We start from the raw sequence: 21,250 nt of genomic DNA on the forward strand, positions 1-21,250 counted from the left end.
AAAAGTTCAACATTATTTTTTCAATGCCTCTTCGATCAGCTGCGCCGTTTTCAGAGGTATGCCGAGCTTGCGGATATCTTCGGCGCTCGCTTCCTTCATTTTCTTAACGGAACCGAAATGTTTTAACAGCAGTTTTTTCCGCTGTTCGCCGACGCCCGGTATGCCGTCCAGCACCGATTGAAATGCGCTTTTTCCCCTGAGCTGCCTGTGGAAGCTGATCGCAAACCTGTGCACTTCGTCCTGAATGCGCTGAAGCAGGTAAAATTCCTGGCTGTTCCGCTCAAGCTGGACGATCTCAAGGGGATCGCCGATCAAAAGGTTGGATGTTCTGTGCTTATCGTCTTTCACCAGACCGGCAACAGGGACATCGAGACCCAGTTCATTTTCCAGAACGTCAAGGGCGGCAGACACCTGCCCCTTTCCGCCGTCGATCAAAATTAAATCAGGCAGCGGCAGATTCTCTTTCAGCACCCTTGTATATCTTCTTCTGATGACTTCGCGCATTGATCCGTAGTCGTCAGGACCTTCAACCGTCTTGATCTTATATTTGCGGTACTCTTTTTTATGCGGTTTTCCATCGAGAAATACAACCATGGCCGAAACAGGGTCCGTTCCTTGAATATTTGAGTTATCAAACGCTTCAATTCTGTATGGCGTGTAGATGTCCAGCGCTTTTCCGAGCTTTTCAATCGCGCCGATCGTCCGCTCTTCATCCCGTTCAATGAGCGAAAACTTCTCCTTCAAAGCGAGCTTTGCATTTTTATGGGCAAGGAGCAGCAGGTCTTTTTTCGCTCCTCTTTTCGGCTGGCGCACGTTCACGTCCAAAAGCTCCTCAATCATGTCCTTGTCGACGCTGTCAGGCACCAAAATTTCCTTCGGAAGAAAATGGTTGTTTTTGGAGTAAAATTGCCCGATGAATGTCAGAAATTCCTCGTCTGCTTCCCTGTATAAAGGAAACATGCTGACATCTCTTTCAATCAATTTGCCCTGCCTGATGAAGAAGACCTGGACGCACATCCAGCCCTTGTCATACGAATAGGCAAATACATCGCGGTCAACCATGTCATTCAGCATCATTTTCTGTTTTTCCATCGTTGACTCGATATGGGCAATTTGATCGCGGAATTCTTTCGCCCGTTCAAACTGCAGGTTTTCCGAGGCTTCGAGCATTTTTGCTTCAAGCTCTTTCTTCACTTCATTGTAGCCGCCTTTTAAAAAGCGGGTAATTTCTTCTGTGAGCTGTCTGTTTGTCTCTTCAGACACATCATATACGCATGGCGCCAGACATTGTCCGAGATGATAGTACAAACAGACGCGGTCAGGCAGCTTGGCGCACTTTCTGAGCGGATAGAGGCGGTCCAGCAGCTTTTTTGTTTCCCTCGCAGCCTGGACATTGGGGTACGGCCCGAAATAGCGGCCTTTGTCTTTTTTGACCTTCCTTGTGACAATCAGCTTCGGATGCCGCTCGTTCGTGATTTTAATGAACGGGTAGCTTTTATCATCTTTAAGCATCACGTTATATTTCGGGTCGTACTTTTTGATTAAATTCATTTCAAGAATGAGCGCTTCGATGTTCGAGGATGTGACAATGTATTCGAAGTCTTCAATTTCACTGACAAGACGCTGTGTTTTGGCATCATGGGACCCGCTGAAATAGGAGCGGACCCTGTTTTTTAAGATTTTCGCTTTCCCGACGTAGATGACGGTATCCTGCCTGTCTTTCATCAAGTAGCAGCCAGGCTGATCCGGAAGAAGGGCCAGCTTTTCTTTGATTTTTTTGTTCATCAAAAATCCTTCCTTATTTCGGCGTTTTTCCTTCATTTAAGTTTACCATGACCGACCGTACGTTCGCCACAAATGGAGAAAGAAGATGACTTGTAAGAAAAAAGCGATCCCTTTGGAATCGCCTTTTTCACAGGTTTCTATTTTACAAATGTTTGTTGACCAGTTCTTCAAGCGCTTCTTTCGGTTTAAAGCCGACAGATGTTTCGACCACTTCGCCGTCTTTTAGTACGAGGAGAGTCGGGATGCTCATCACGCCGTATTTGCCGGCAGTTTCTTGGTTTTCGTCAACATCGATTTTTACGATTTTCAGTTTGTCTCCCATTTCTTGATCAAGCTCTTCAAGTACCGGCGCGATCATTTTACAAGGTCCGCACCAAGGAGCCCAAAAGTCGGCAAGAACTACGCCTTCGCTTGTTTCAGATGAGAATGTTTGATCAGTTGCTTTTACGATAGCCATTCTTTCATTCCTCCAATTGTGAAATTATGCTTTTTAGTATAGCATCTCCCTTTGGTTCACGCTAACATAATGCTTGATTATACGTTTCCCTATCTGCACAGTTTTACACATCGGGATTTTAGCCTTTCTGAAAATGTCCATATCCCATGTTATTTTGCAGAAGGCGGAAATGTGCCTATGTCAAAAGCCGGCCATTTCAGGCCGGCTTTTGATCATGTGCTGACGCTCAGCTTTTTAAATTCCTCCGTGAGCAGCGGAACGATTTCAAATAAGTCGCCGACGATCCCGTAGTCGGCAATTTTAAATATATCAGCTTCCGGATCTTTGTTGATGGCAACGATGATTTTGCTGTTTGACATCCCTGCGAGGTGCTGAATCGCTCCTGAAATGCCGCAGGCGATATATAAGTCAGGTGTCACAACTTTGCCGGTCTGGCCGATTTGAAGCGAATAGTCGCAGTAGTCTGCGTCACAGGCTCCCCTTGAAGCGCCGACCGCCCCGCCCAATACATCGGCGAGCTTCTGCAGCGGTTTAAAGCCTTCCTCGCTTTTGACGCCGCGACCGCCGGCTACGATAATTTTCGCTTCAGACAAATCGACGCCTTCGGACGTTTTTTTGACAATATCCTTGATGACCGTTCTGATGTCCCGAATATCTGCTTCGATGCTTTCGACCGCTCCTGTCCGCGTCTCATCTTTGTCAAGCGGGGCGATATTATTCGGTCTGATCGTTGCAAAAATCGTTTCATCTTCGGAAATGATCCGTTCAAACGCTTTGCCCGAGTAAATCGGCCTTGTAAACACGATGTTGCCGCCGGCCACTTCGACATCGACGGCATCCGATATCAGCCCTGTTCCCATACGGGCTGAAAGCTTCGGCGACAAGTCTTTTCCCATTGACGTATGTCCGAAAATGATGACGTCCGGATTCTCGCGTTCTATGATCGGCAACAAGGCTTGAACATAGCCGTCAGACGTATAGTTTTTCAAGAGCGGGTTTTCGGCTGTAAGCACTCTGTCAGCGCCGTAATGGATCAGTTCTGCCGCATGACTTGAAACGCTTTCACCGAACAGTACGCCGATCACCTCTCCCCCTTCGGCAACCGTTTTTCCTGCGGCTATCGCTTCGAAAGTCACATTCCTCAACGAACCGTCTCTGAACTCTCCCAATACGATAACTTTTTTGCTCATGTCCATTTCCCCCTGTATTTTAATGACCGTGTTATTTCTCCCTTCGGCTTCATACGACCTTTGCTTCGCTTCTCAGCAGTGATACAAGTTCTGCCGCCTGCTGCTCCGGCTCCCCTTCAAGGATTTTCCCGGCTTCTTTTTTCGGAGGCAGGAACCGTTCGATCGTTTTTGTTTTCGCAGCCACGTCTTCTTCGTCGATGTCGAGATCATCAAGCTCAAGCTCCTCGAGAGGCTTTTTCTTTGCCTTCATGATTCCCGGAAGAGACGGATAACGCGGCTCGTTCAACCCCTGCTGTGCAGTCGCTACGATTGGAAGCGATGTTTGGATCACTTCAAGATCGCCCTCGGCGTCGCGTTCCGCTTCAACATCTCCGCCGTTTACCGTCAGCTTTGTAATCGTCGTAATACAAGGAATGCCCAGCAGTTCGGCCAAACGAGGCGCAACCTGTCCCGATCCCCCGTCGATCGCCACATTCCCGCCGAGTATAATGTCGTACTCGCGGTCTTTCAAATAGTTGTAAAGGATGGCTGAAGCCGTATATTGGTCCGCTTCTTCCACGTCGTCTTCAATGTTGATCAGAACGGCTTTGTCGCACCCCATCGCCAGAGCCGTCCTGAGTTCTTTTTCAGCTTCTTCCTCGCCGACTGTCACGACCGTAATTTCACCGCCGTGCTTCTCTTTCAACTGGAGCGCTTCTTCAATGGCGTACTCATCGTACGGATTGATGATGAATTCCGCTCCGTCCGTGTTGATTTCCCCTTGTTCGATCTGAATTTTCTCCTCTGTATCAAACGTGCGCTTCATTAAGACATAAATGTTCATGTTCTGTTCATCCCCTTTGTTTTCACGTTTGTTATTTCCCTTTAAAATGCGGCTTCCGCTTTTCAAGAAATGCCTGAATCCCTTCCTTCGCATCCTCGGATTGGAACACTTCGCCGAAGTATTTCCCTTCTAGCTTGAGGCCTCCTTCATACGAATACACTTTGCTCGAATTCAGGAGTTCAATGACATAAGCCATCGTCTGCGGACTTTTTTCAGCGAATTTTTGTGCGAGCTCTTTTGCCTTTTGCAGCACTTCTTCTTCATTCGCCGCCAAAATCGTGACAAGACCGTATTCAAAAGCTTCCTTGCCGGATATCGGCTCTGATGTCCCGATCATTTCAAGCGCTTTGGCGGTGCCCACATACTTGGGAAGGCGCTGCGTTCCCGCAAAGCCGGGAATGATTCCGAGATTCAGTTCGGGAAGGCCGAGCTTTGCGCTTTCCTCGGCAATCCGGATGTGGCATGCCATCGCTAGCTCAAGACCGCCTCCAAGAGTGGCCCCGTGAATCGCGGCGATCACCGGTTTTGGAAAAGATTCTACTTTTTCGAAAATCTGCTGGCCCTTATCAGCCAAATTTGCATAATCAGACCCGTCCATCAATGATGTAAACTCTTTAATATCAGCGCCTGCCGAGAAAAATCTTCCTTCCCCGTGAATAACGACGCTTCTGACATCCTGACGTTCTGAAAGTTCATCAAGGCATGCAGAAAGATCTTCAAGCACTTGCGTCGATAGCGCATTTGCCGGCGGGTGCTGAATCGTAATCGTCGCAACATGGCCGTCTACGGCGTATGATAATGCTGCCATTTTTATTCCTCCTCCTTCGTCTTTTGGCTGCTGAACCCGTGGATCAGCAATTCATGAATGCTGTCTGCCAGGTTTGGGAGATCGTATTTTTGATCATTCATCACCCAGGTTGTAACCGTCTCATCCACCGTACCGAAAATCATCTGCTTCGCAAGGCGGACGTCAAGCGTGCTTTTAAATTCTCCAGCTTCTTTTCCTTCGGTGATGATGTCTTCCAGGATCGTTAAGTACCCTTTGAGAATCTCATTGATTTTCAGCCTCAGCTCAAGATTCGACTGCCTCAGCTCAAGCTGGGTGACAATCGCGAGGTGGCGATCGCTGCTGAGCAGTTCAAAGTGCTTTTTGATGAACAGCGAAAGCTTTTCTGTCGCCGAATTTTTCGCTGTCATTTCTTCGCTCATCTGCTCGATAAACTGTCCCATTTTCTCTTTGAATAATGAGATGAGAATGTCTTCTTTGTTTTTAAAATAAAGATAAATGGTGCCGTCCGCCACCCCGGCCTGCTTGGCGATTTTTGAAACCTGCGCCTGATGGTATCCGTTTTCTGCAATCACAATGACAGCTGCGTCGATAATCTGCATATACTTTGGTCTCTTTTGTTTCAATTGGCTTCGTTCCTTTCAAATTAATGAATGAATACTCATTCATGAGTTAATCGTAAATAAAAATGGACGCTTTGTCAAGAAGCTAAAAGTAAATCGCATCACAAAAGCATGCCGTCAAAATCGACGGCAGACTTTGCTTTTTCAGACGCCGGTCTTTTCCTCTTGAACGAGCGCTCTTCTTAAAATCTTTCCGACCGCCGTTTTCGGAAGTTCGTCCCTGAACTCGTATACTTTTGGCACTTTATAAGGAGCGAGACGCGATCTGGCATATTCGTCCAATTCCTTCTCCGTTATTGTAACATGATCTTTCAGCACAACAAAAGCCTTAACCGTTTCCCCCCTGTATTCATCAGGGATGCCGGCAACGACCGCCTCCTGAACTGCTTCATGCTCGTAGAGCACTTCTTCGATTTCGCGCGGGTAGATGTTGTATCCCCCGGCAATGATCACGTCTTTTTTGCGGTCGACGATATAAAAGAAGCCGTCTTTATCCATGTAGCCGATGTCTCCGGTAAAAAACCAGCCGTCCCTTAGACTCTGAGCGGTTTCTTCATCATTGTTCCAGTAGCCTTTCATCACCTGCGGTCCTTTGACGGCGATTTCTCCATGCTCATAAGGCCCGAGAAAACCGCCGGTTTCTTCCGAATAGATAGCAGCGTCTGTACCAGGCCAAGGACACCCGATACTGCCCGCTTTATTCAAATCCCAAATAAAATTGGCGTGAGTGACCGGCGACGTTTCAGACATTCCATAACCTTCGACAAGCCTTCCGCCCGTCACCTTTTCAAACTGCTGTTTGACTTCAACAGGAAGCGCCGCAGATCCGCTCAAACAGCTCTTAATCGATGACAGATCGTATTGGTGAAGGTCGGGATGGTTCAACAGGGCGATATAAATCGTCGGCGCCCCCGGAAATATCGTCGGCTTTTCTTTATCGATCGTTTTCAGCGCTGCGCGCGCGTCAAATCTCGGCAGCAGGATCATTTCATACCCCTGCCTGATCGTGAAATTCAAGACGGCCGTCATTCCGTAGACGTGAAAAAACGGAACGATCCCCAGCACCTTCTCCTCCCCTTTATTCAATTGATAAAACCAGGCGGCGCACATCTCCATGTTGGCTAGTATGTTGCGGTGGCTGAGCATGACGCCTTTTGGCGTGCCTGTCGTTCCTCCGGTATACTGCAGGACGGCAATGTCGTGGGCCGGATCAATTTCAATACCGGGCGGTCCGCTTGGAACGGGGCGTTTCATGATGGTGCGGAAAAGGTGGGTCGTCTCATTTTCATTGATCTCAACGGACATTTGATTCTCTTTTTTTTGAACGATCGGGTACAGCAGATTTTTAGGGAAAGGCAGGTAATCTTTTATGCTTGTCGCAATGATGTGCCTAATGCTTGTTAGCGCTTTCATTTTATATGCCGCCGGGTACAGCATGTCGAGCGTAATGATGATGGTTGCCCCGCTGTCATGAAGCAGATGTTCAAGCTCCCTTTCCGTATACAGCGGATTTGTCTGGACGACGATGCCGCCGGAGAAAAGAACGCCGTAATACGCGATAACCGCCTGCGGGCAGTTCGGCAGCATGATCGATACTCTGTCTCCTTTTTGAATGCCGAGCGACAGCAGGTAATCTGCCATTTTTAAAGCATCCTCGTAAACTTCCCGGTACGAACGTTTTTTTCCTAGAAAATGAATCGCTGTTTTTTCTGAAAACTGCTGGGCGGATTGTTGCAGGATGGAATGGAGTGTTTGATCTTCAAATTGCAGCTCGTGAGGAATTTGTTCGGGATAATGACGCAGCCACGGTTTTTCAGTCGGCATAAGCTCCCCCCTTTTAAACAATATATTCTTGATTTGAGTATATCAAAACAATATTCAGAAAGTAATGATATTTTTTCATTTTTAAAAAGGCGCCCCTTTTTTAGGACACCTTTTTTCAAGCATAAAAGATCATATAAATCAGGCCGATAACCACAAATACCCCAGCTGTAAAAAACAGGACTTTCGCTAATTTCTCCATGTTGATCCCCTTTAGATACCCGAAGCCACGACAAATGACAGGCCTACTGAAATGACGAATGAAATGAAGCCGACTGCGCGGTTGTCGTTTTCAATCTCCTTGTCAATTTTAAAGCGCGGCGTCAGAAATTCAAAAATGAAGTAGCCGATCAAAAGCAGGATAAAACCGAACAGCCCCCACCCCATCATTTGCAGCAGGGAATTATGCTGGCTGATCGATTTTTGCAGCACGTTGGCGATGCCTAAAATTTTTCCGCCTGTTGCCATCGCAACCGCCATGTTTCCTTTTTGAATCTCCTCCCAATTTTTATACGTGGTGACGAGTTCAAACACAGATAAAAATATCACAAGACACAAAACGGAAACACTGTAGTACGCGGCGATTTCCACAAGGTTGTTCTCCCAAAACTCTTTCATCCTTTTAGACTCCCTTTATTATTTTAATTCGACAATGGTGACTCCTGATCCTCCCTCTCCCGCTTCGCCGAACCGGGAGTTTTTCACATTGCGGTGGGATTTCAATAGGTCCTGGACGCCTTTTCGGAGGGCGCCGGTTCCTTTTCCGTGAATGATCGAGACTCTCGGATAGCCCGCAAGCACCGCATCATCCAAGTATTTTTCAACCCGGTGAAGCGCATTTTCAAACCGCTCCCCCCTAAGGTCGAGTTCGAGCGAGACGTGATAATCTTTCCCTTTGACGGCGGCGATCGTTTTTTGTTTCTCGGGTTCGGGTGCCGATTTCAGGAATTCCAGATCCTTTTCCTTGACCTTCATTTTCAGGATGCCGATTTGCACATTCCATTCGGCCGCACCCGTTTTTTCGAGCAGCGTCCCTTTTTGGCCAAAGGTTAAAACTTTGACTTCATCGCCCGGTTTTAATTCGCGCTTGTCCGTTTTTTTCTGAGCCGGCTTTTTCGCTTTTTCAAACGAAGGCACGGCTTCTTCAAGGCGCTTTTTCGCCTCGATCAGCTCATGGTCTTTAAATGCTTTATGGTCTTCTTTGATCATGCGGAGCGACTGGATGATGTCGTCTGCTTCTTTCATCGCTGCTTTGACTTTTTCAGCCGCTTTTTGCTCCGCTTCTTCGTAGAGCTTGTCTTTTATCTCCTGCCATTCGCTGATCTGCTGCTGCAGGTCGCGGTGAAGGGCTTCAGCTTCCGCGCGGATGGCTTCGGTCTCCTTGAGCTCCGCTTCTGCGCGCTTTTTGCTGTCTTCCAGCGATGCGATCATCGTATCAACTTCATTATGTTCGGCCGTCATCTCCGCTTTTGCGCGGCCGATCAGGTAATCAGGCAGCCCGAGGCGCTTCGAGATTTCGAACGCATTGCTTCGGCCGGGCACTCCAATTAAAAGCTTGTATGTCGGTGATAGTGTATCGATATCAAATTCGACGCTTGCATTAATGACATTTTCGCGATTGTAGCCGTATGCCTTCAGCTCCGGGTAATGGGTCGTGGCAATGACGCGTGCGCCTGTCTGGCACACCTCATCAAGGATGCTGATCGCAAGGGCCGCGCCTTCCTGCGGGTCTGTTCCGGCACCGAGCTCGTCAAAAAGCACAAGGCTGTTTTCCGTCATGTCTTTCAAAATATCGACGATGTTGACCATATGCGACGAGAACGTACTTAAGCTTTGTTCGATTGACTGTTCATCGCCGATATCGGCAAATACTTGATCAAATACGGCGGTCTCTGATCCTTCTTCCGCCGGTACGTGCAATCCCGACTGCGCCATCATGGTCAAAAGCCCGAGCGTTTTGAGCGTCACCGTTTTCCCCCCCGTGTTCGGGCCCGTGATGACAATTGTCGTATACTCTCCGCCGAGCTCAATATCATTCGGAACGACCTCATCCAGGGGCAAAAGCGGGTGGCGGGCTTGAATCAGGCGGACATAGCCGTCAGCGTTGACAGCCGGTTTAACCGCTTTTGTCGCTTTTGCATATTTTGCTTTTGCAAAAATAAAGTCCAGCGTCTGAAGCACTTTGACATCGTGAAAGAGCTCATTTGTGTGCTCTGCCGTCTTTTCTGTCAGGACGCGCAAAATCCGTTCAATCTCCTGTTTTTCGTTTACTTTTGCCTGGCGAAGCGCATTGTTCATATCGACAATCGCCTGAGGCTCGATAAACAATGTCGCACCGGAAGAAGACTGATCGTGCACGATTCCTCCGTAGCTTGATCTGTACTCCTGTTTGACAGGGATGACGAAGCGGTCGTTGCGAATCGTGATGATCGTATCCGACAGCATTTTTTGCGCAGATGAAGAACGCAGCATCGATTCCAGCCGGTCCCTGATTCTTGATTCAAGCGTCCGCAGCTGGGTCCTGATTCCCCTTAACGTCTCTGATGCATGATCAAGCACTTCCCCATGATCATCGATGCACGAATTGATGTCCCTTTCCAATTCGGAAAGCGGTATGAGCTTTTCTGCATATTGATGAAGATAAGGAATCTCAACCCCGTCTTCGAACAGGCCTTCAAGAAAGTGCTTCATCTGTTTTGCTGCGTATAGCAGACCCGATATTTCAGTCAATTCCGCCGGGCTTAAAATGCTGCCGATTTCTGCCCTTCTTAACGCTTTTCTAATGTCCGTAAGGCCGCCGAAAGGGGCGCTTCCTTTTAAACGCAGGACGGTTCCTGCTTCATCGACTTCTTCCTGCAGCTTTTTAACTTCTTCGAGCGAACGGGAAGGTTTGAGTTCCAAAAGCATTTCCTTCCCCAAAGAAGATGCCGCATGCTCTGTGAGCTGTTCTTTTACTTTATGAAATTCAAGTGCTGATAGCGCTTTTTGCTGCAACGTCCATTAAACCTCCTTAAGATCGATGGCGCGACAAAAATGCCTGGACTTCTTCAAAGGAGCGGGTGTTTAATACATTGGCCTTTGGCGTCCATCCTTTTCTCGCTGCCGTAACGCCCGTTTTCATATCATCAAGCATCGCTGTGTTGTGGGCATCCGTATTAATAACGAGTGTCACTCCGGCAGCATTCGCTTTGATCAAGTGCTCCATTCTGAGATCGAGCCGCGCTGGATTTGCGTTCAGCTCCAATGCTGTATTCGTTTTTTTCGCAAGTTCGATCAGCTGGTCAATATCGACTTCATACCCCGCCCTTCTTCCGATCAGACGGCCGGTCGGATGAGCGATAATGTCAACGTGCTGATTCAGCAGCGCGGTTTCAAGCCGCTTCATGATGACATGCTGCGGCTGTGAAAAGCTTGAATGGATGGAAGCAATGACAAGATCCATTTCCGCCAGCAGCTCGTCGTCATAATCCAGTGTTCCGTCAGGCAGGATGTCCATTTCCACGCCTTTAAAAATATGAAAATCGGTAAATTCCTTATTCAGTTCATCAATTTCCTTCGCCTGCATGCGAAGGCGCTCAGGCGTCAAACCGCCTGCGACTTTTAAATATTGGGAATGGTCTGTGATCGCCATATAGCGGTACCCTTTTGCCATGCATGCTTCCGCCATTTCCCTGATCGAAAAAGCACCGTCGCTCCAAGCCGAGTGCATGTGAAGGTCTCCTTGAATATCCTCGGCGGAAACGAGTCCGATGTCAACGCTGTAGTCCTCGACTTCTCTTCCTGTCTCCCGCAGTTCGGGCGGAATAAACGGAAGCCCGAAATGGGCGAAAAACTCTTTTTCGCTTGAGAAAGTTTTAATTTCTCCAGTTTCAACGGTTTCGACGCCGTATTCACTGATTCTTTCGCCTTTTTCTTTGGCAAGCTGGCGCATTTTGATATTGTGGTCTTTTGATCCGGTAAAATGATGAAGCGTCGTTGGGAACTGTTCCTCTGTCACCAGCCGGAAATCCGCACTGATTTCGTATTCAAACGCAAATGTGAGAGACACTTTCGTATCTCCTGCGGCAATGACCTCCTTGATGTTCGAAAGCTTTAAGAGCCCTTCCCGGACAAGTTCCGGATCAGTGACAGCCATAATGTAATCGAGGTCTTTCACCGTTTCTTTGGCGCGGCGCAGGCTTCCGGCCCGTGAAAACTTAATGAGGCCCGGGAGCCCTTCAAGCTGCTCTTCGATGATGTCAGCGACGGCCAAAGCGACCGCGATCGGGTACCGTTCAGGGCGTTTTCCCGCTTCACCCAAAGCCTGCAGGATTTTTTCCTCCGTCTTTTTGCCGAATCCGGCAAGCCCCTGAACCTTTTGCTGTTCGCAGGCCTCTTTTAAAGATGCCGCATCACAGACGCCGAGCTCCTGATACAGCTTGGCGATTTTTTTGCCGCCGAGACCCGGAAGCTTCAAAAGCGGGACAAGTCCTTCCGGAACCTCTTCCTTTAATCGTTCCAGCGTTCCGGATGCTCCCGTGTCCATATATTCCTTGATGACAGCGTATGTGCCTTTGCCGATCCCGGACAGGGACGTCATATCATCGATTTCCGAGAGGCTCCGGTCGTCTTGTTCAAGAGCTGCCGCAGCCTTTCTGAAAGCGGAGATTTTAAACGGGTTGTCCCCTTTTAGTTCCATATATATCGCAATCGTTTCAAGCAATTTGATGATATCTTTTTTATGCATGTTGTTCACCTCTTGTTTCCCCTCGTTCATCCTGCTTCAATCATACAAATTTTTGGCTGATCCTACAACAAACAGGCATATCCGACAGCTTCCGGGGTTCTCAAGAGCCCCGAAAAAAAACTTCCCTACAAACAGAGAAGTTTTTACAAAGATCCGTACTGATGCAGCAGATTGTTTAACATGTTTGATAAAAACGGTGTTTTATGAATGATCAAATCAGCCATGACTGAACCGGCCATCATGCTTTGCAGGACATCAATCGGCAGAAGCGTTCCGATGAACAGAACGACAAACACGAACAGATAGATTTCCGCAAAACCGAGCACGGCTCCGAGTATTTGGTTGATCTGTTTGAGAACCGGTATGCTTGCGACGGCATCCAAAAACGATGCGGCAACTCTCAAAAGGATAATCGTCAGGATAAAGAGAATCAAAAACGCAATCATATTGTAATAAGCGCCTTCAAGGCTTCCGTTTACAAACGCCAGCGCAGCCTGGCCGCCCGTAAAGTCGGGAGACGGAATCCAGCCGAGCTTAGGCGCAAGGTCGCCGTAATAGGTTGCGGCCACAGCGATCGCTGCGATAAACGTAACCAAACGGATAAACTGGCGGATAAACCCTCTTTTGAGTCCAATAAACAAACCGGACAAAAGCAAAATGATAATGATGATATCTAACATCGTGATGTTCAATCCTTTTCTTTTATTTGTCCTTTTAATCTCTCAAGCTCTTCCTTAAGCTTCAAATAATCGTGAACCACATTTACAGCCGTCAAAACGGCCAGTTTATTTATATCAAGATACGGATTTTTTTCGTTGATTTCTCTCATTTTATCATCCACAATCGAGGCAACGTGCCTCATATGGCTCTTGCTCTCATCGCCGACAATTGTGAATTGCTGACCGTAGATGTCAACTGTTGTTTTCGTTTTTTGACCATCAGACAACGTTTCTCCTCCATTCCAATTATGCGAGAATCCTAGTCTATATCATAACATGTTTACAGATTGAATGGAAAGACGAGCCCTCCGCTGTTATGATACACTTATGAAAACAATGATTTAGCGTATTTAAAGCTAATAAAGGAGATTAGAACGTGTCACATTCTGTTTTAAAAGTTCCCCCGTCTGTTATTGAACGGATGCAAAGCCACTACGGGCCTGACATTACTTCACTTTCCGTACAGGGCGCAGTTTTCCAAGCCAAACCCCAAGGGTGCACCATTACAGCATACCGGTCGGGGAAGGTGCTGTTCCAAGGAAAAAACGCGGAAAAGGAAGCGGAGCGCTGGACGGCGGATGCTGAAACACCGGCTCCCAAAAAGCCCGCATCGAAAAAAAGCATCCCGTCCGTCTATCAGCCGCCTGAAGGCATCGGTTCCATGTCTGTGATCGGCTCCGATGAAGTCGGGACAGGCGATTATTTCGGCCCGATCACCGTCGCGTGCGTATACGCTGACAAGGCGAAGCTTCCGCTGTTAAAAGAACTCGGTGTTAAAGACTCGAAAAACTTAAAAGATCCGCAAATCGTTCAGATCGCGCGCGACTTAATCAAGACAGTCCCTTACAGCCTGCTCGTTTTAAGAAACGAAAAGTATAATGAAATGCAGGAAAAAGGGATGAGCCAAGGAAAAATGAAAGCTCTTCTCCACAACCAGGCGATCGGCAACCTTCTCAAAAAATTGGACGGAACCCGGCCTGAAGCGATTTTAATCGACCAGTTCGCCGAACCGGCCGTATACTTCAAGCATCTGGCAGGCAAAACCGCCGTCAAAGAACGTACATATTTCAGCACAAAAGCGGAAGGCATCCATCTTTCAGTTGCAGCAGCCTCGATCATTGCACGCTATTCATTTTTAATGGAAATGGATAAGCTGTCAAAACAAGCCGGCATTACGCTTCCGAAAGGAGCGGGCCCGCTCGTCGATGAAGCCGGCGCCAAGCTGATCAAGAAACACGGCGAAGACGCATTGCGGGTATTCACAAAGCTGCATTTTGCCAATACGCAGAAGGCGAAGCGGATTGCGTCGAAACGGTAAGCGGTGCGGACTAGGCTGGATAAGCGGGTCCGTTGCAACTAGACCCGCATATTTCACTAAAACATTAACAATAAATGAAAAATAAGGATTGAAAATTCAAATTAATTGTAGTATATTGAACAAACTTAGAATTGAAGCCCCATATACAGGGGCTTTAATTGTTCCAACAGAGGCAAAGCGATATCAAGCGCTAGGCTGAATTGCTTCATGATATTGTCTTTTAATATGGCCCATATTCAATTATCTCAATTTTCAGCTTACTGCACACCAGATGGCTTTTGAATGTGTACTCCTTTGTTTCTGGATACTTCTAAGATATAAGGCGGGGATTTGGATGAAGAAATCAGGTTCATTTGGCATTCTTTTAATTATTTCAGCTCTCATAATATCAATGTATTTTATGTTAAATACAAAGGCTTTGATCTTCAGGATATGACTTAGCCATTCATGGAATCTCGTGATTTCAAGAACTTTAATGATTGTGTTCACTTTGTACTTACTTTCTAAATTGGGATATTTTCTTCTAAATAAAAAAGATTAGCTTAATCGAGCTAATCTTTAATATATTTGCTACACCTTTTTTCAAGCAAACTGAAATTCAGACACCCTGCTGAATTTTGACCGGCTGTGAAATGTTTGAACCTTCTCTTCTTTATATGGCGAAATCATTGGACCTCTATGGATGATTATTGCGAATATCTCCGCATTCCTTCTCATACAAATCGACAGACTCAGAAAGGAATCACCATGTCAAAAATAAAATGGATCATCACGCTCACCATATGCACAGCTCTGGCATTTTCTCTCTTTATTTTCTTCAACAAGGCGAACTTTACAGAGGCCAGCGAAAATAAAGAAACCGGGCTTTTCTTTGCCCGAAACTACATCAGCCATATGATGGAAAACGAGACGATGTCGTTTAACATTTTCGGCCTGCAAAAAGCAAACGCCGGCGTTCCTCTAAGCGGTGAGACGGTTACGTCGCTCGCTTTTGATAACAATCATATACAAATCAGCGATTACAAGGTTGAAACAGGGATTCGCCATAAAGGCTATACGCTCGTCAACATCATCGTAGATGTCCGGGTCTCAAGCGATAAACCGGAAAAAGCGGATCAGCTGCTGATATCTTTTAACGGACGTGATAGAGAAGCATTTCAAATCGGAAAGATCACCCTTCAAAACCATCACAATGTTCGAAGCGGCGATCTGTCGCCTGCCGGTCAATATACTGCAGGATATCCAAAACCGTCCTTGGACGTTCGGCTGAAAAACAATCTCGCAAAAGATATTTCCCTTGAAAAGATCACCGATCTAAACGGCGTCATGGCGTATACATTTGACAAGGGGACCGCCATTCAAGCGAAACAAAGCAAACACATCGTCGTCCCGTCTTTTCATATGACAGGCGAATATGATTTTTATACGGTCACCCCTGTTTTACGTTATACTGCAGCAGGGAAGCGGAATCAATACAGCATGCCCGGTGTACTGTACGGAGCTTTAGACTCCGATGAAGAGAAAATCGAACGGATGCTGAAGCGTCAATAGCTTATGACCATGTTGAAGATAAAAAACCGGTTCCCGAATGTGAACTGACCCGTTAAAATGAGACTTAGAAAAAACACCTATGCTGCCTGTCCCCTGTATTCCAGTGGGGACAGGTAGTTTAATTTTGCCTGAATTCGTACATGATTATATCGATACATGTATTGATTTACAATTTGTACTACTTTAGAATTGGATATAGATGCTCTACTTTGAGCGTTAAATCCTTCCGACTTTAGCGAGGAGTGAAAGGATTCAATGACGGCATTATCATGGCAGTTTCCTTTTCGAGACATGCTTGTGGTAATGCCTTTTTCTTTGGCCAAATTCTGATATGCATGTGAAGTATAGACAGATCCCTGGTCGCTATGAAGAAGTAACCCTACTGGTTTACGTAATTCTACAGCTTCCCTCAATGTGTCTAATACTAGGTTAATATCTTGGCTCGTACCTATTTTGTAAGCCACTATTTCGTTGTTATATAAGTCCATAATCGTTGATAAATATAACATAGTCGAGCCATAAGGTAAGTAGGTAATGTCGGTTACCCATTTTTCATTTAATCGGCTTGCTTTAAAATTACGATTGAGAGTGTTCGGCACAATAATATTACTCTCACCACAAATGTACTTTTGTCGCTTCTTCTTAACTTGACACTGAATCTCAAACTTTTGCATAATTTTTTGTACAGTTTTGCGGTTTACATTTATCCCATACTTTCTGTTTAAGATGGATTTAATTTTACGATGACCATAGTGATAGAAGTTTTTCTTACACAGCTTGATTACTAGCTCTTCTAATGAAGTTAGCTCAACTTTTTTATACTTCTTTTTCCAACGGTAATATGTTGACTTAGGTATGCCTAATACTCCAAGAATATCAATTATTTTAAAAGTGGCTGAGAGTTCTTCTACAACTTGGACAATGACTCGTGGCTCCAACTCCTTTCGATCTCCTGGTACTTTTTTATAATTGCCAATTGAGCCTCTAGCTGTTTATTCTTTAGTTTTAATTCTTCTAGCTCACTCATTTCCTCCGATTCTTTACCGTAGGAATATTGTTTTCCAACTTGTTGCGAAAATCGATAGGTTTGGCCTGTTTTGTACCATCGCATCCATGTTTTAATTTGAGTCTTATTTTTTATCCCCAGTTGTTCCATTATTTCTTTGTTTGTCATTCCAGCTTGTTTCATTTTAATTACTTCCCATTTTACTTCTTCTGCGTAATGTACTCTTGTGCCCATAGAAAAACACCCTCCTAAGAATCATATTGTATTAATACGATTCAGGGGGTGTTTTTTCCTTGTCTCATTTATTTGGGTCTCTCCAAATGATCGGGGACCGGTTTTTCTTTATCCTCTCAATACAGCCTGATACGTATCCTCAAGTGCCTTCAGCACTTGGTCGTGAACTTTTGTCACTTCTTCCTTGGCTAGGATTTTAATATGCGGGCTATAAATGCCTTTTTCCAGAATTCTTGAGAATTGAGTCATGAATTTCGTTCTATACAGAGGAGATATCGCCCCCCCTAACAAGACTATATTAAACTACTAACATTCTATCTAAACACAGTATATTCGATATATTCAACCAATAAAAATAAGAAAATGAGATTGTAATTCCTTTCTAAAAAGAAACTTTTGATTTATATATCAATAAAAATAGAATAGATAATCCGTTCTATTTACTAAAATAACCATAAGTGTAATAATAGCCCTACAAGAGACAAAGGGGGTGAAAATATGACAATTTCTAAAAAACAACGCATCAACGCTTCTTTAGCCTTAGGTCTACTTTTTACACTTACATTTTTCACAATGTTATACGCAACAACAGCACCAGTTTTACCGATTGCAGACCTAGCAGCAACCTATCCTCAGATTCCGGGATGGGCTCTTACTTCAATTAGTGCCATCTTAAATGCTGCTGGCACTGTTGGAGCAATTGCAGCGGTTCTAGGGACTTTTGGACTCGGAGCGATTGCATCCCTAGTTTTTTCCTATGCAAAAAAATACGGAATTAGATATGCTATCGCTTACTAATAAGTTTTAATTTAGGAAAGGGTATTATTTAAAATGCCCTTTCCTCCACATTTAAGTCAGGATGGTTTTCAATGAATAATAAATACTTAATTTATTCAAAAATTCTTTTAACCAACGACATTCGAAAATTTAATACTAAAAGCAAATGGCTTGCATTATTCGTATTGATATTGTCATTCGTTGTTTTCCCTTTAATAATTGGCAGCTTTGCTGGGTACATCATTAAAAATCTAGTCATCATTCATCTTTCTTTTTTTCTGTTTATCCTTACTGTAAATATTGATAAAAGTATTTTCAGAGTTATGTTTTCCTCTGACAAAAAACAAATGGCCATTCTGGGAATCAAATTAGATCAATTTATATTAGGAAAAGATATTAGTAAATTTTATAGTTCATTTTTATCTTTAATATCTTTTTATGTTGGTTCATCGATTGTATATTATCTCATTCATCAGTCTTTGGAAGAAGTCTTCGCGATTGCTGTGATTGGTTTATTGTCCGCTATACTAGGATATTTGCTTAGACTTCATTTTATAAGGCTATTAGTATTGCCTAAATTCATAAATGTCTCAAGCATTATTGGCTTTTTCACAAATGGAATTTTAATTCTTTGGATCTTTTTTATACTCAAATATAATTTGTTATTTCTAAACATCAATAATATGCGAATTTTTTCAATATCTATACCAATAATGGTATCTTTAACAATCCTGTTAATTATAGTGTGGTATAAAAGTTTAAGAAACCTTTCCATTTTTAATGATCATTTAAATAGCAAGACTGATACAAATTTGAAGAAGTCTAGAGAGAGCAGAAGCCTTCTATATTACGAGCTGATCCTTCTATATAGGAACCCGCCTGTAAGGTGGTCGGTTTTATTATTTATTTTAAGTTTATCAGCAGGTTTACTAACAATCATTTTGTATGGTTTTAACACTGATCGATTTGCAGACACTGGAATTTCCAACGAATTCAGCTTTATGTTCAGCGTGCTGTTCCCGTTAGTCTTTATCTCTATCATGATTCAATCATTGGTTTCTTTTGATATTGATGGTCTTATTATACCTTTGAATCAGCACAAGCCAAACTTTATTAAAAACAAAATAAAAGCAAAAACCAAAATCTCTGTCTTAGCACATGTGTTATTTGTTTTAATCTATGCTGCGATTTCAAATTTTTATATAAAACCGGATCATTTTATTGCATTATCCATTATCTTATTGATGATAGCTGTTACTTTGGGGTTAAGCTGTCTCACTTCAACTATATTGTTTCCATATTTTAAATGGGATTACATTTATCAAGTTCCCAGTACTTTAAGCAAAATCTTTCTTAATTTAGTATTTGGATTACTAATAGGGTTAGCCATTGTTTCAACTTACAACAAAGTTTTGTATGTTGTTATTTTTATCACTTTGTTATGTATCATAACGCTACTGCACTCCATAAACAAGCAAATATGGAAATCAACAATCAACAAAAATTACATATCAATAAAATCTTTATTCGAGTGAGTGATTATATGCTTAAACTGCAAAATATATCAAAAGAATATCCTCAATCCAATTTTAGCATGAAGAATTTAGAATTCGCTTGCGGGCGAAATCAGATTATTGGATTGCTCGGTAAAAACGGAGCAGGAAAAACGACCCTATTAGAAATTATTGCAGGCCTCATTCCTCCGGATAGCGGTGAGGTAGTCGTTGATGGACATCTTACCAATTATTTAGAGAAAATCGGATACCTAGAAGACGATCCAAAATTATTTGAGAATTTAACGTGTTATGAATTAATCAAGTACCAATCTTTATTAATTGAAAAACCATTATCCCAAGAACAAATCATTGAAACCTTAGACATGTTCAGTCTAAAAGAACAAAAAGACCAAATGGCATCTTCGCTATCAAGAGGAATGCGTCAAAGAATGTCTTTTATTCTTTCCACTTTGCATCAACCTGATGTTATCTTGCTTGATGAGCCTTTTACAGGACTTGATCCAAAAAACATGGCGGATATGAAAAAGATTTTAATTAATATTAGAAATCAAAATAGAATTATTATTTTATCCACGCATATCTTACAGTTTGCAGCAGATCTTTGTGATGAGATATTATTTATTAATAACGGAAATATTATCCACACTGAAAAAAAATTAGCCGGGGAGACATTTAATGAAGCCAGCCTTGAAAAAAAATTCCTTGAATACCTATGCTAAATACTCTATTTTGTTCATTATTATTTTTGGTTTCGGTTTTTCTCTTAGCTTTTTTGTATTTCAAGAAATACACGAGACTTACTATGATAGCTTTAAAATATCCAACGCTTTAGAGATTTTTACAAATAACTTAATTGTAGGACTAACTATTTTCTTTCTTGGATTAATCAGTGTTGGTTTCCTATCTAGTGTAGTAGTGTTTTTAAACGGTTATTTCTCAGGGGCAATTTTCTTTTCATATGAGAAGTCTTTAGGTTTTTGGAAATCACTACAATATCTCTTATTTCACGGCCCCTTTGAAATCCTTGCCCTTCTTGCTTTTTATGTAATATCTCTTGATATTTCTTCCCGTTTTTTAAGATTTCTAAAAAAGTCTGAAATAAACCTAATGATTAAGCCGAAAGTAAAAGAGTACACAATAATAATGATAAGTGCAGTAGGCCTTCTAATCTTAGCATCTATTGTCGAATACTACGTAATATTACTAAAATAAGGAGTTCAATATGAAGAAGACTAAATTCAACTTGATATGTATTTGTCTATTATCTGGAGCTGCAGCCTTATGTGTTTCCATTTTAAAAATGAATGAGATCGATGCTAGCTTACATGAATTAAACGAAGATGAATATGGAAATCTTATTACTATCAGTAAATGGATTGGCATTACAATAGCAGTAATTGGCGAAGCGATAAAACCCCTTCTTGAGCTTTTATTTTTCACTTTAATCATTTGGCTCGCTATTATGATTTTTGGAGCAAAGGATTCCTTTAAAAACATTTTTTCAAAAGGTGTTCTTTCCTACTATTTCAATCTTGTAGGCAGTGTCTTAGTTATTGTCTTTTATCTATTTGGCTTAAAAGATGCTGAAAGTCTTTTTTCTATTCCTTTTTTAAGAAATTTAAACATTTTTTCTTTAATTTCGTTATTTTTTTGGTGCTATTTATGTCTAGAAAAGAAAGAAAACTCACTAAAAATTAAATACTCTTTTTCTTTTTTCATATTGTTTTTATTTTCTATTGCCATATCTATTTTCTCCGATATTCTTGCATAGATTACCTTCGTATAGACTCATTAAATAACATATGAGAATTCGATACAACTTAATTCAAAATATTTTACATAAATATTCTTGCCATCCTAAAATAATTAAAACTTACAATAGGCCGACAATTTTTCCAATGCAAAAAAACCGGTTC

21 protein-coding genes are annotated in these 21,250 nt (G+C 43.3%); 7 read left to right on the forward strand and 14 right to left on the reverse strand.

The genetic code is table 11. The annotated features are described in order from the left end of the window. Nucleotides 1-12: 12 nt before the first annotated feature. The 12 genes from uvrC to zapA all read right to left on the reverse strand — a co-directional run bounded on the left by uvrC (nucleotide 13) and on the right by zapA (nucleotide 13,158). On the reverse strand, nucleotides 13-1,785 hold the full coding sequence (gene uvrC / locus MKY62_RS14940) for an excinuclease ABC subunit UvrC (RefSeq protein WP_016885566.1): 1,773 nt from the start codon (nucleotides 1,783-1,785) through the stop codon (nucleotides 13-15). A gap of 142 nt (nucleotides 1,786-1,927) precedes the next feature. After that, on the reverse strand, nucleotides 1,928-2,242 hold the full coding sequence (gene trxA, locus MKY62_RS14945; RefSeq protein WP_003184189.1) for a thioredoxin: 315 nt from the start codon (nucleotides 2,240-2,242) through the stop codon (nucleotides 1,928-1,930). A gap of 212 nt (nucleotides 2,243-2,454) precedes the next feature. After that, entirely contained in the window at nucleotides 2,455-3,432 is a 978-nt protein-coding gene (locus MKY62_RS14950) for an electron transfer flavoprotein subunit alpha/FixB family protein (RefSeq protein ID WP_003184190.1), read from the reverse strand. Nucleotides 3,433-3,481: 49 nt separating this feature from the next. Beyond that, nucleotides 3,482-4,255: an electron transfer flavoprotein subunit beta/FixA family protein gene (locus tag MKY62_RS14955; protein ID WP_003184191.1), complete on the reverse strand. Its 774-nt coding sequence runs from the start codon at nucleotides 4,253-4,255 to the stop codon at nucleotides 3,482-3,484. Nucleotides 4,256-4,286: 31 nt separating this feature from the next. Continuing rightward, the gene (locus MKY62_RS14960) at nucleotides 4,287-5,063 is read right to left on the reverse strand and encodes an enoyl-CoA hydratase (protein WP_003184194.1); all 777 of its coding nucleotides are present in this window, start codon (nucleotides 5,061-5,063) and stop codon (nucleotides 4,287-4,289) included. A gap of 2 nt (nucleotides 5,064-5,065) precedes the next feature. Then, nucleotides 5,066-5,668: a TetR/AcrR family transcriptional regulator gene (locus tag MKY62_RS14965; protein ID WP_003184196.1), complete on the reverse strand. Its 603-nt coding sequence runs from the start codon at nucleotides 5,666-5,668 to the stop codon at nucleotides 5,066-5,068. Between the two features lie 141 nt (nucleotides 5,669-5,809). Next, entirely contained in the window at nucleotides 5,810-7,489 is a 1,680-nt protein-coding gene (locus tag MKY62_RS14970; protein ID WP_003184197.1) for an AMP-binding protein, read from the reverse strand. 210 nt (nucleotides 7,490-7,699) lie between these two features. Further along, the gene (locus MKY62_RS14975; RefSeq protein WP_003184198.1) at nucleotides 7,700-8,104 is read right to left on the reverse strand and encodes a DUF350 domain-containing protein; all 405 of its coding nucleotides are present in this window, start codon (nucleotides 8,102-8,104) and stop codon (nucleotides 7,700-7,702) included. A gap of 18 nt (nucleotides 8,105-8,122) precedes the next feature. Continuing rightward, nucleotides 8,123-10,480 (reverse strand): endonuclease MutS2, encoded by a 2,358-nt coding sequence (locus tag MKY62_RS14980; RefSeq protein ID WP_003184200.1) that lies wholly within the window; start codon nucleotides 10,478-10,480, stop codon nucleotides 8,123-8,125. A gap of 16 nt (nucleotides 10,481-10,496) precedes the next feature. Continuing rightward, the gene (gene polX, locus MKY62_RS14985; protein ID WP_003184202.1) at nucleotides 10,497-12,212 is read right to left on the reverse strand and encodes a DNA polymerase/3'-5' exonuclease PolX; all 1,716 of its coding nucleotides are present in this window, start codon (nucleotides 12,210-12,212) and stop codon (nucleotides 10,497-10,499) included. 143 nt (nucleotides 12,213-12,355) lie between these two features. Beyond that, nucleotides 12,356-12,892, reverse strand: a complete 537-nt coding sequence (locus MKY62_RS14990; RefSeq protein ID WP_003184204.1) for a CvpA family protein — start codon at nucleotides 12,890-12,892, stop codon at nucleotides 12,356-12,358. An 8-nt stretch (nucleotides 12,893-12,900) separates the two neighbouring features. Next, nucleotides 12,901-13,158, reverse strand: a complete 258-nt coding sequence (zapA, locus tag MKY62_RS14995) for a cell division protein ZapA (RefSeq protein ID WP_003184205.1) — start codon at nucleotides 13,156-13,158, stop codon at nucleotides 12,901-12,903. A 149-nt stretch (nucleotides 13,159-13,307) separates the two neighbouring features. Here zapA and rnhC point away from each other — a divergent pair, with 149 nt between their 5' ends. Together rnhC and MKY62_RS15005 are read left to right on the forward strand one after the other, a co-directional pair. Next, complete coding sequence (gene rnhC / locus MKY62_RS15000; protein WP_003184208.1) at nucleotides 13,308-14,249, forward strand: ribonuclease HIII; 942 nt, start codon at nucleotides 13,308-13,310, stop codon at nucleotides 14,247-14,249. 747 nt (nucleotides 14,250-14,996) lie between these two features. After that, a complete protein-coding gene (locus MKY62_RS15005) occupies nucleotides 14,997-15,800 on the forward strand; it encodes a hypothetical protein (protein WP_009329340.1) in 804 nt (267 codons plus the stop codon). Between the two features lie 77 nt (nucleotides 15,801-15,877). Here MKY62_RS15005 and MKY62_RS15010 read toward each other — a convergent pair. Both MKY62_RS15010 and MKY62_RS15015 read right to left on the reverse strand, forming a co-directional pair. Further along, a protein-coding gene (locus tag MKY62_RS15010; RefSeq protein WP_085959889.1) for an IS3 family transposase occupies nucleotides 15,878-17,040 on the reverse strand; the annotation gives its coding sequence in 2 pieces (ribosomal slippage) (nucleotides 15,878-16,764 and nucleotides 16,764-17,040; 1,164 coding nt in all). 108 nt (nucleotides 17,041-17,148) lie between these two features. Continuing rightward, on the reverse strand, nucleotides 17,149-17,289 hold the full coding sequence (locus tag MKY62_RS15015; RefSeq protein ID WP_016885570.1) for a hypothetical protein: 141 nt from the start codon (nucleotides 17,287-17,289) through the stop codon (nucleotides 17,149-17,151). A gap of 249 nt (nucleotides 17,290-17,538) precedes the next feature. On the opposite strand from MKY62_RS15015, the gene MKY62_RS15020 reads away from it, so the two are divergent. The 5 genes from MKY62_RS15020 (at nucleotide 17,539) to MKY62_RS15040 (ending at nucleotide 21,105) form a co-directional block, all read left to right on the forward strand. Beyond that, on the forward strand, nucleotides 17,539-17,838 hold the full coding sequence (locus MKY62_RS15020) for a hypothetical protein (protein WP_003184214.1): 300 nt from the start codon (nucleotides 17,539-17,541) through the stop codon (nucleotides 17,836-17,838). A 71-nt stretch (nucleotides 17,839-17,909) separates the two neighbouring features. Continuing rightward, nucleotides 17,910-19,352, forward strand: a complete 1,443-nt coding sequence (locus tag MKY62_RS15025; RefSeq protein ID WP_003184216.1) for a hypothetical protein — start codon at nucleotides 17,910-17,912, stop codon at nucleotides 19,350-19,352. Nucleotides 19,353-19,360: 8 nt separating this feature from the next. Then, on the forward strand, nucleotides 19,361-20,053 hold the full coding sequence (locus MKY62_RS15030; RefSeq protein ID WP_009329341.1) for an ABC transporter ATP-binding protein: 693 nt from the start codon (nucleotides 19,361-19,363) through the stop codon (nucleotides 20,051-20,053). Next, the gene (locus tag MKY62_RS15035) at nucleotides 20,010-20,546 is read left to right on the forward strand and encodes a stage II sporulation protein M (RefSeq protein ID WP_003184221.1); all 537 of its coding nucleotides are present in this window, start codon (nucleotides 20,010-20,012) and stop codon (nucleotides 20,544-20,546) included. Before MKY62_RS15030 ends, MKY62_RS15035 begins: the two co-directional genes overlap by 44 nt. Nucleotides 20,547-20,556: 10 nt before the next feature. Beyond that, complete coding sequence (locus MKY62_RS15040) at nucleotides 20,557-21,105, forward strand: hypothetical protein (RefSeq protein ID WP_003184223.1); 549 nt, start codon at nucleotides 20,557-20,559, stop codon at nucleotides 21,103-21,105. The last annotated feature ends 145 nt before the right edge of the window (nucleotides 21,106-21,250 follow it).

This window comes from Bacillus sp. FSL R7-0646, from assembly GCF_037969865.1.
Taxonomy (GTDB): Bacteria; Bacillota; Bacilli; order Bacillales; family Bacillaceae; genus Bacillus; species Bacillus licheniformis.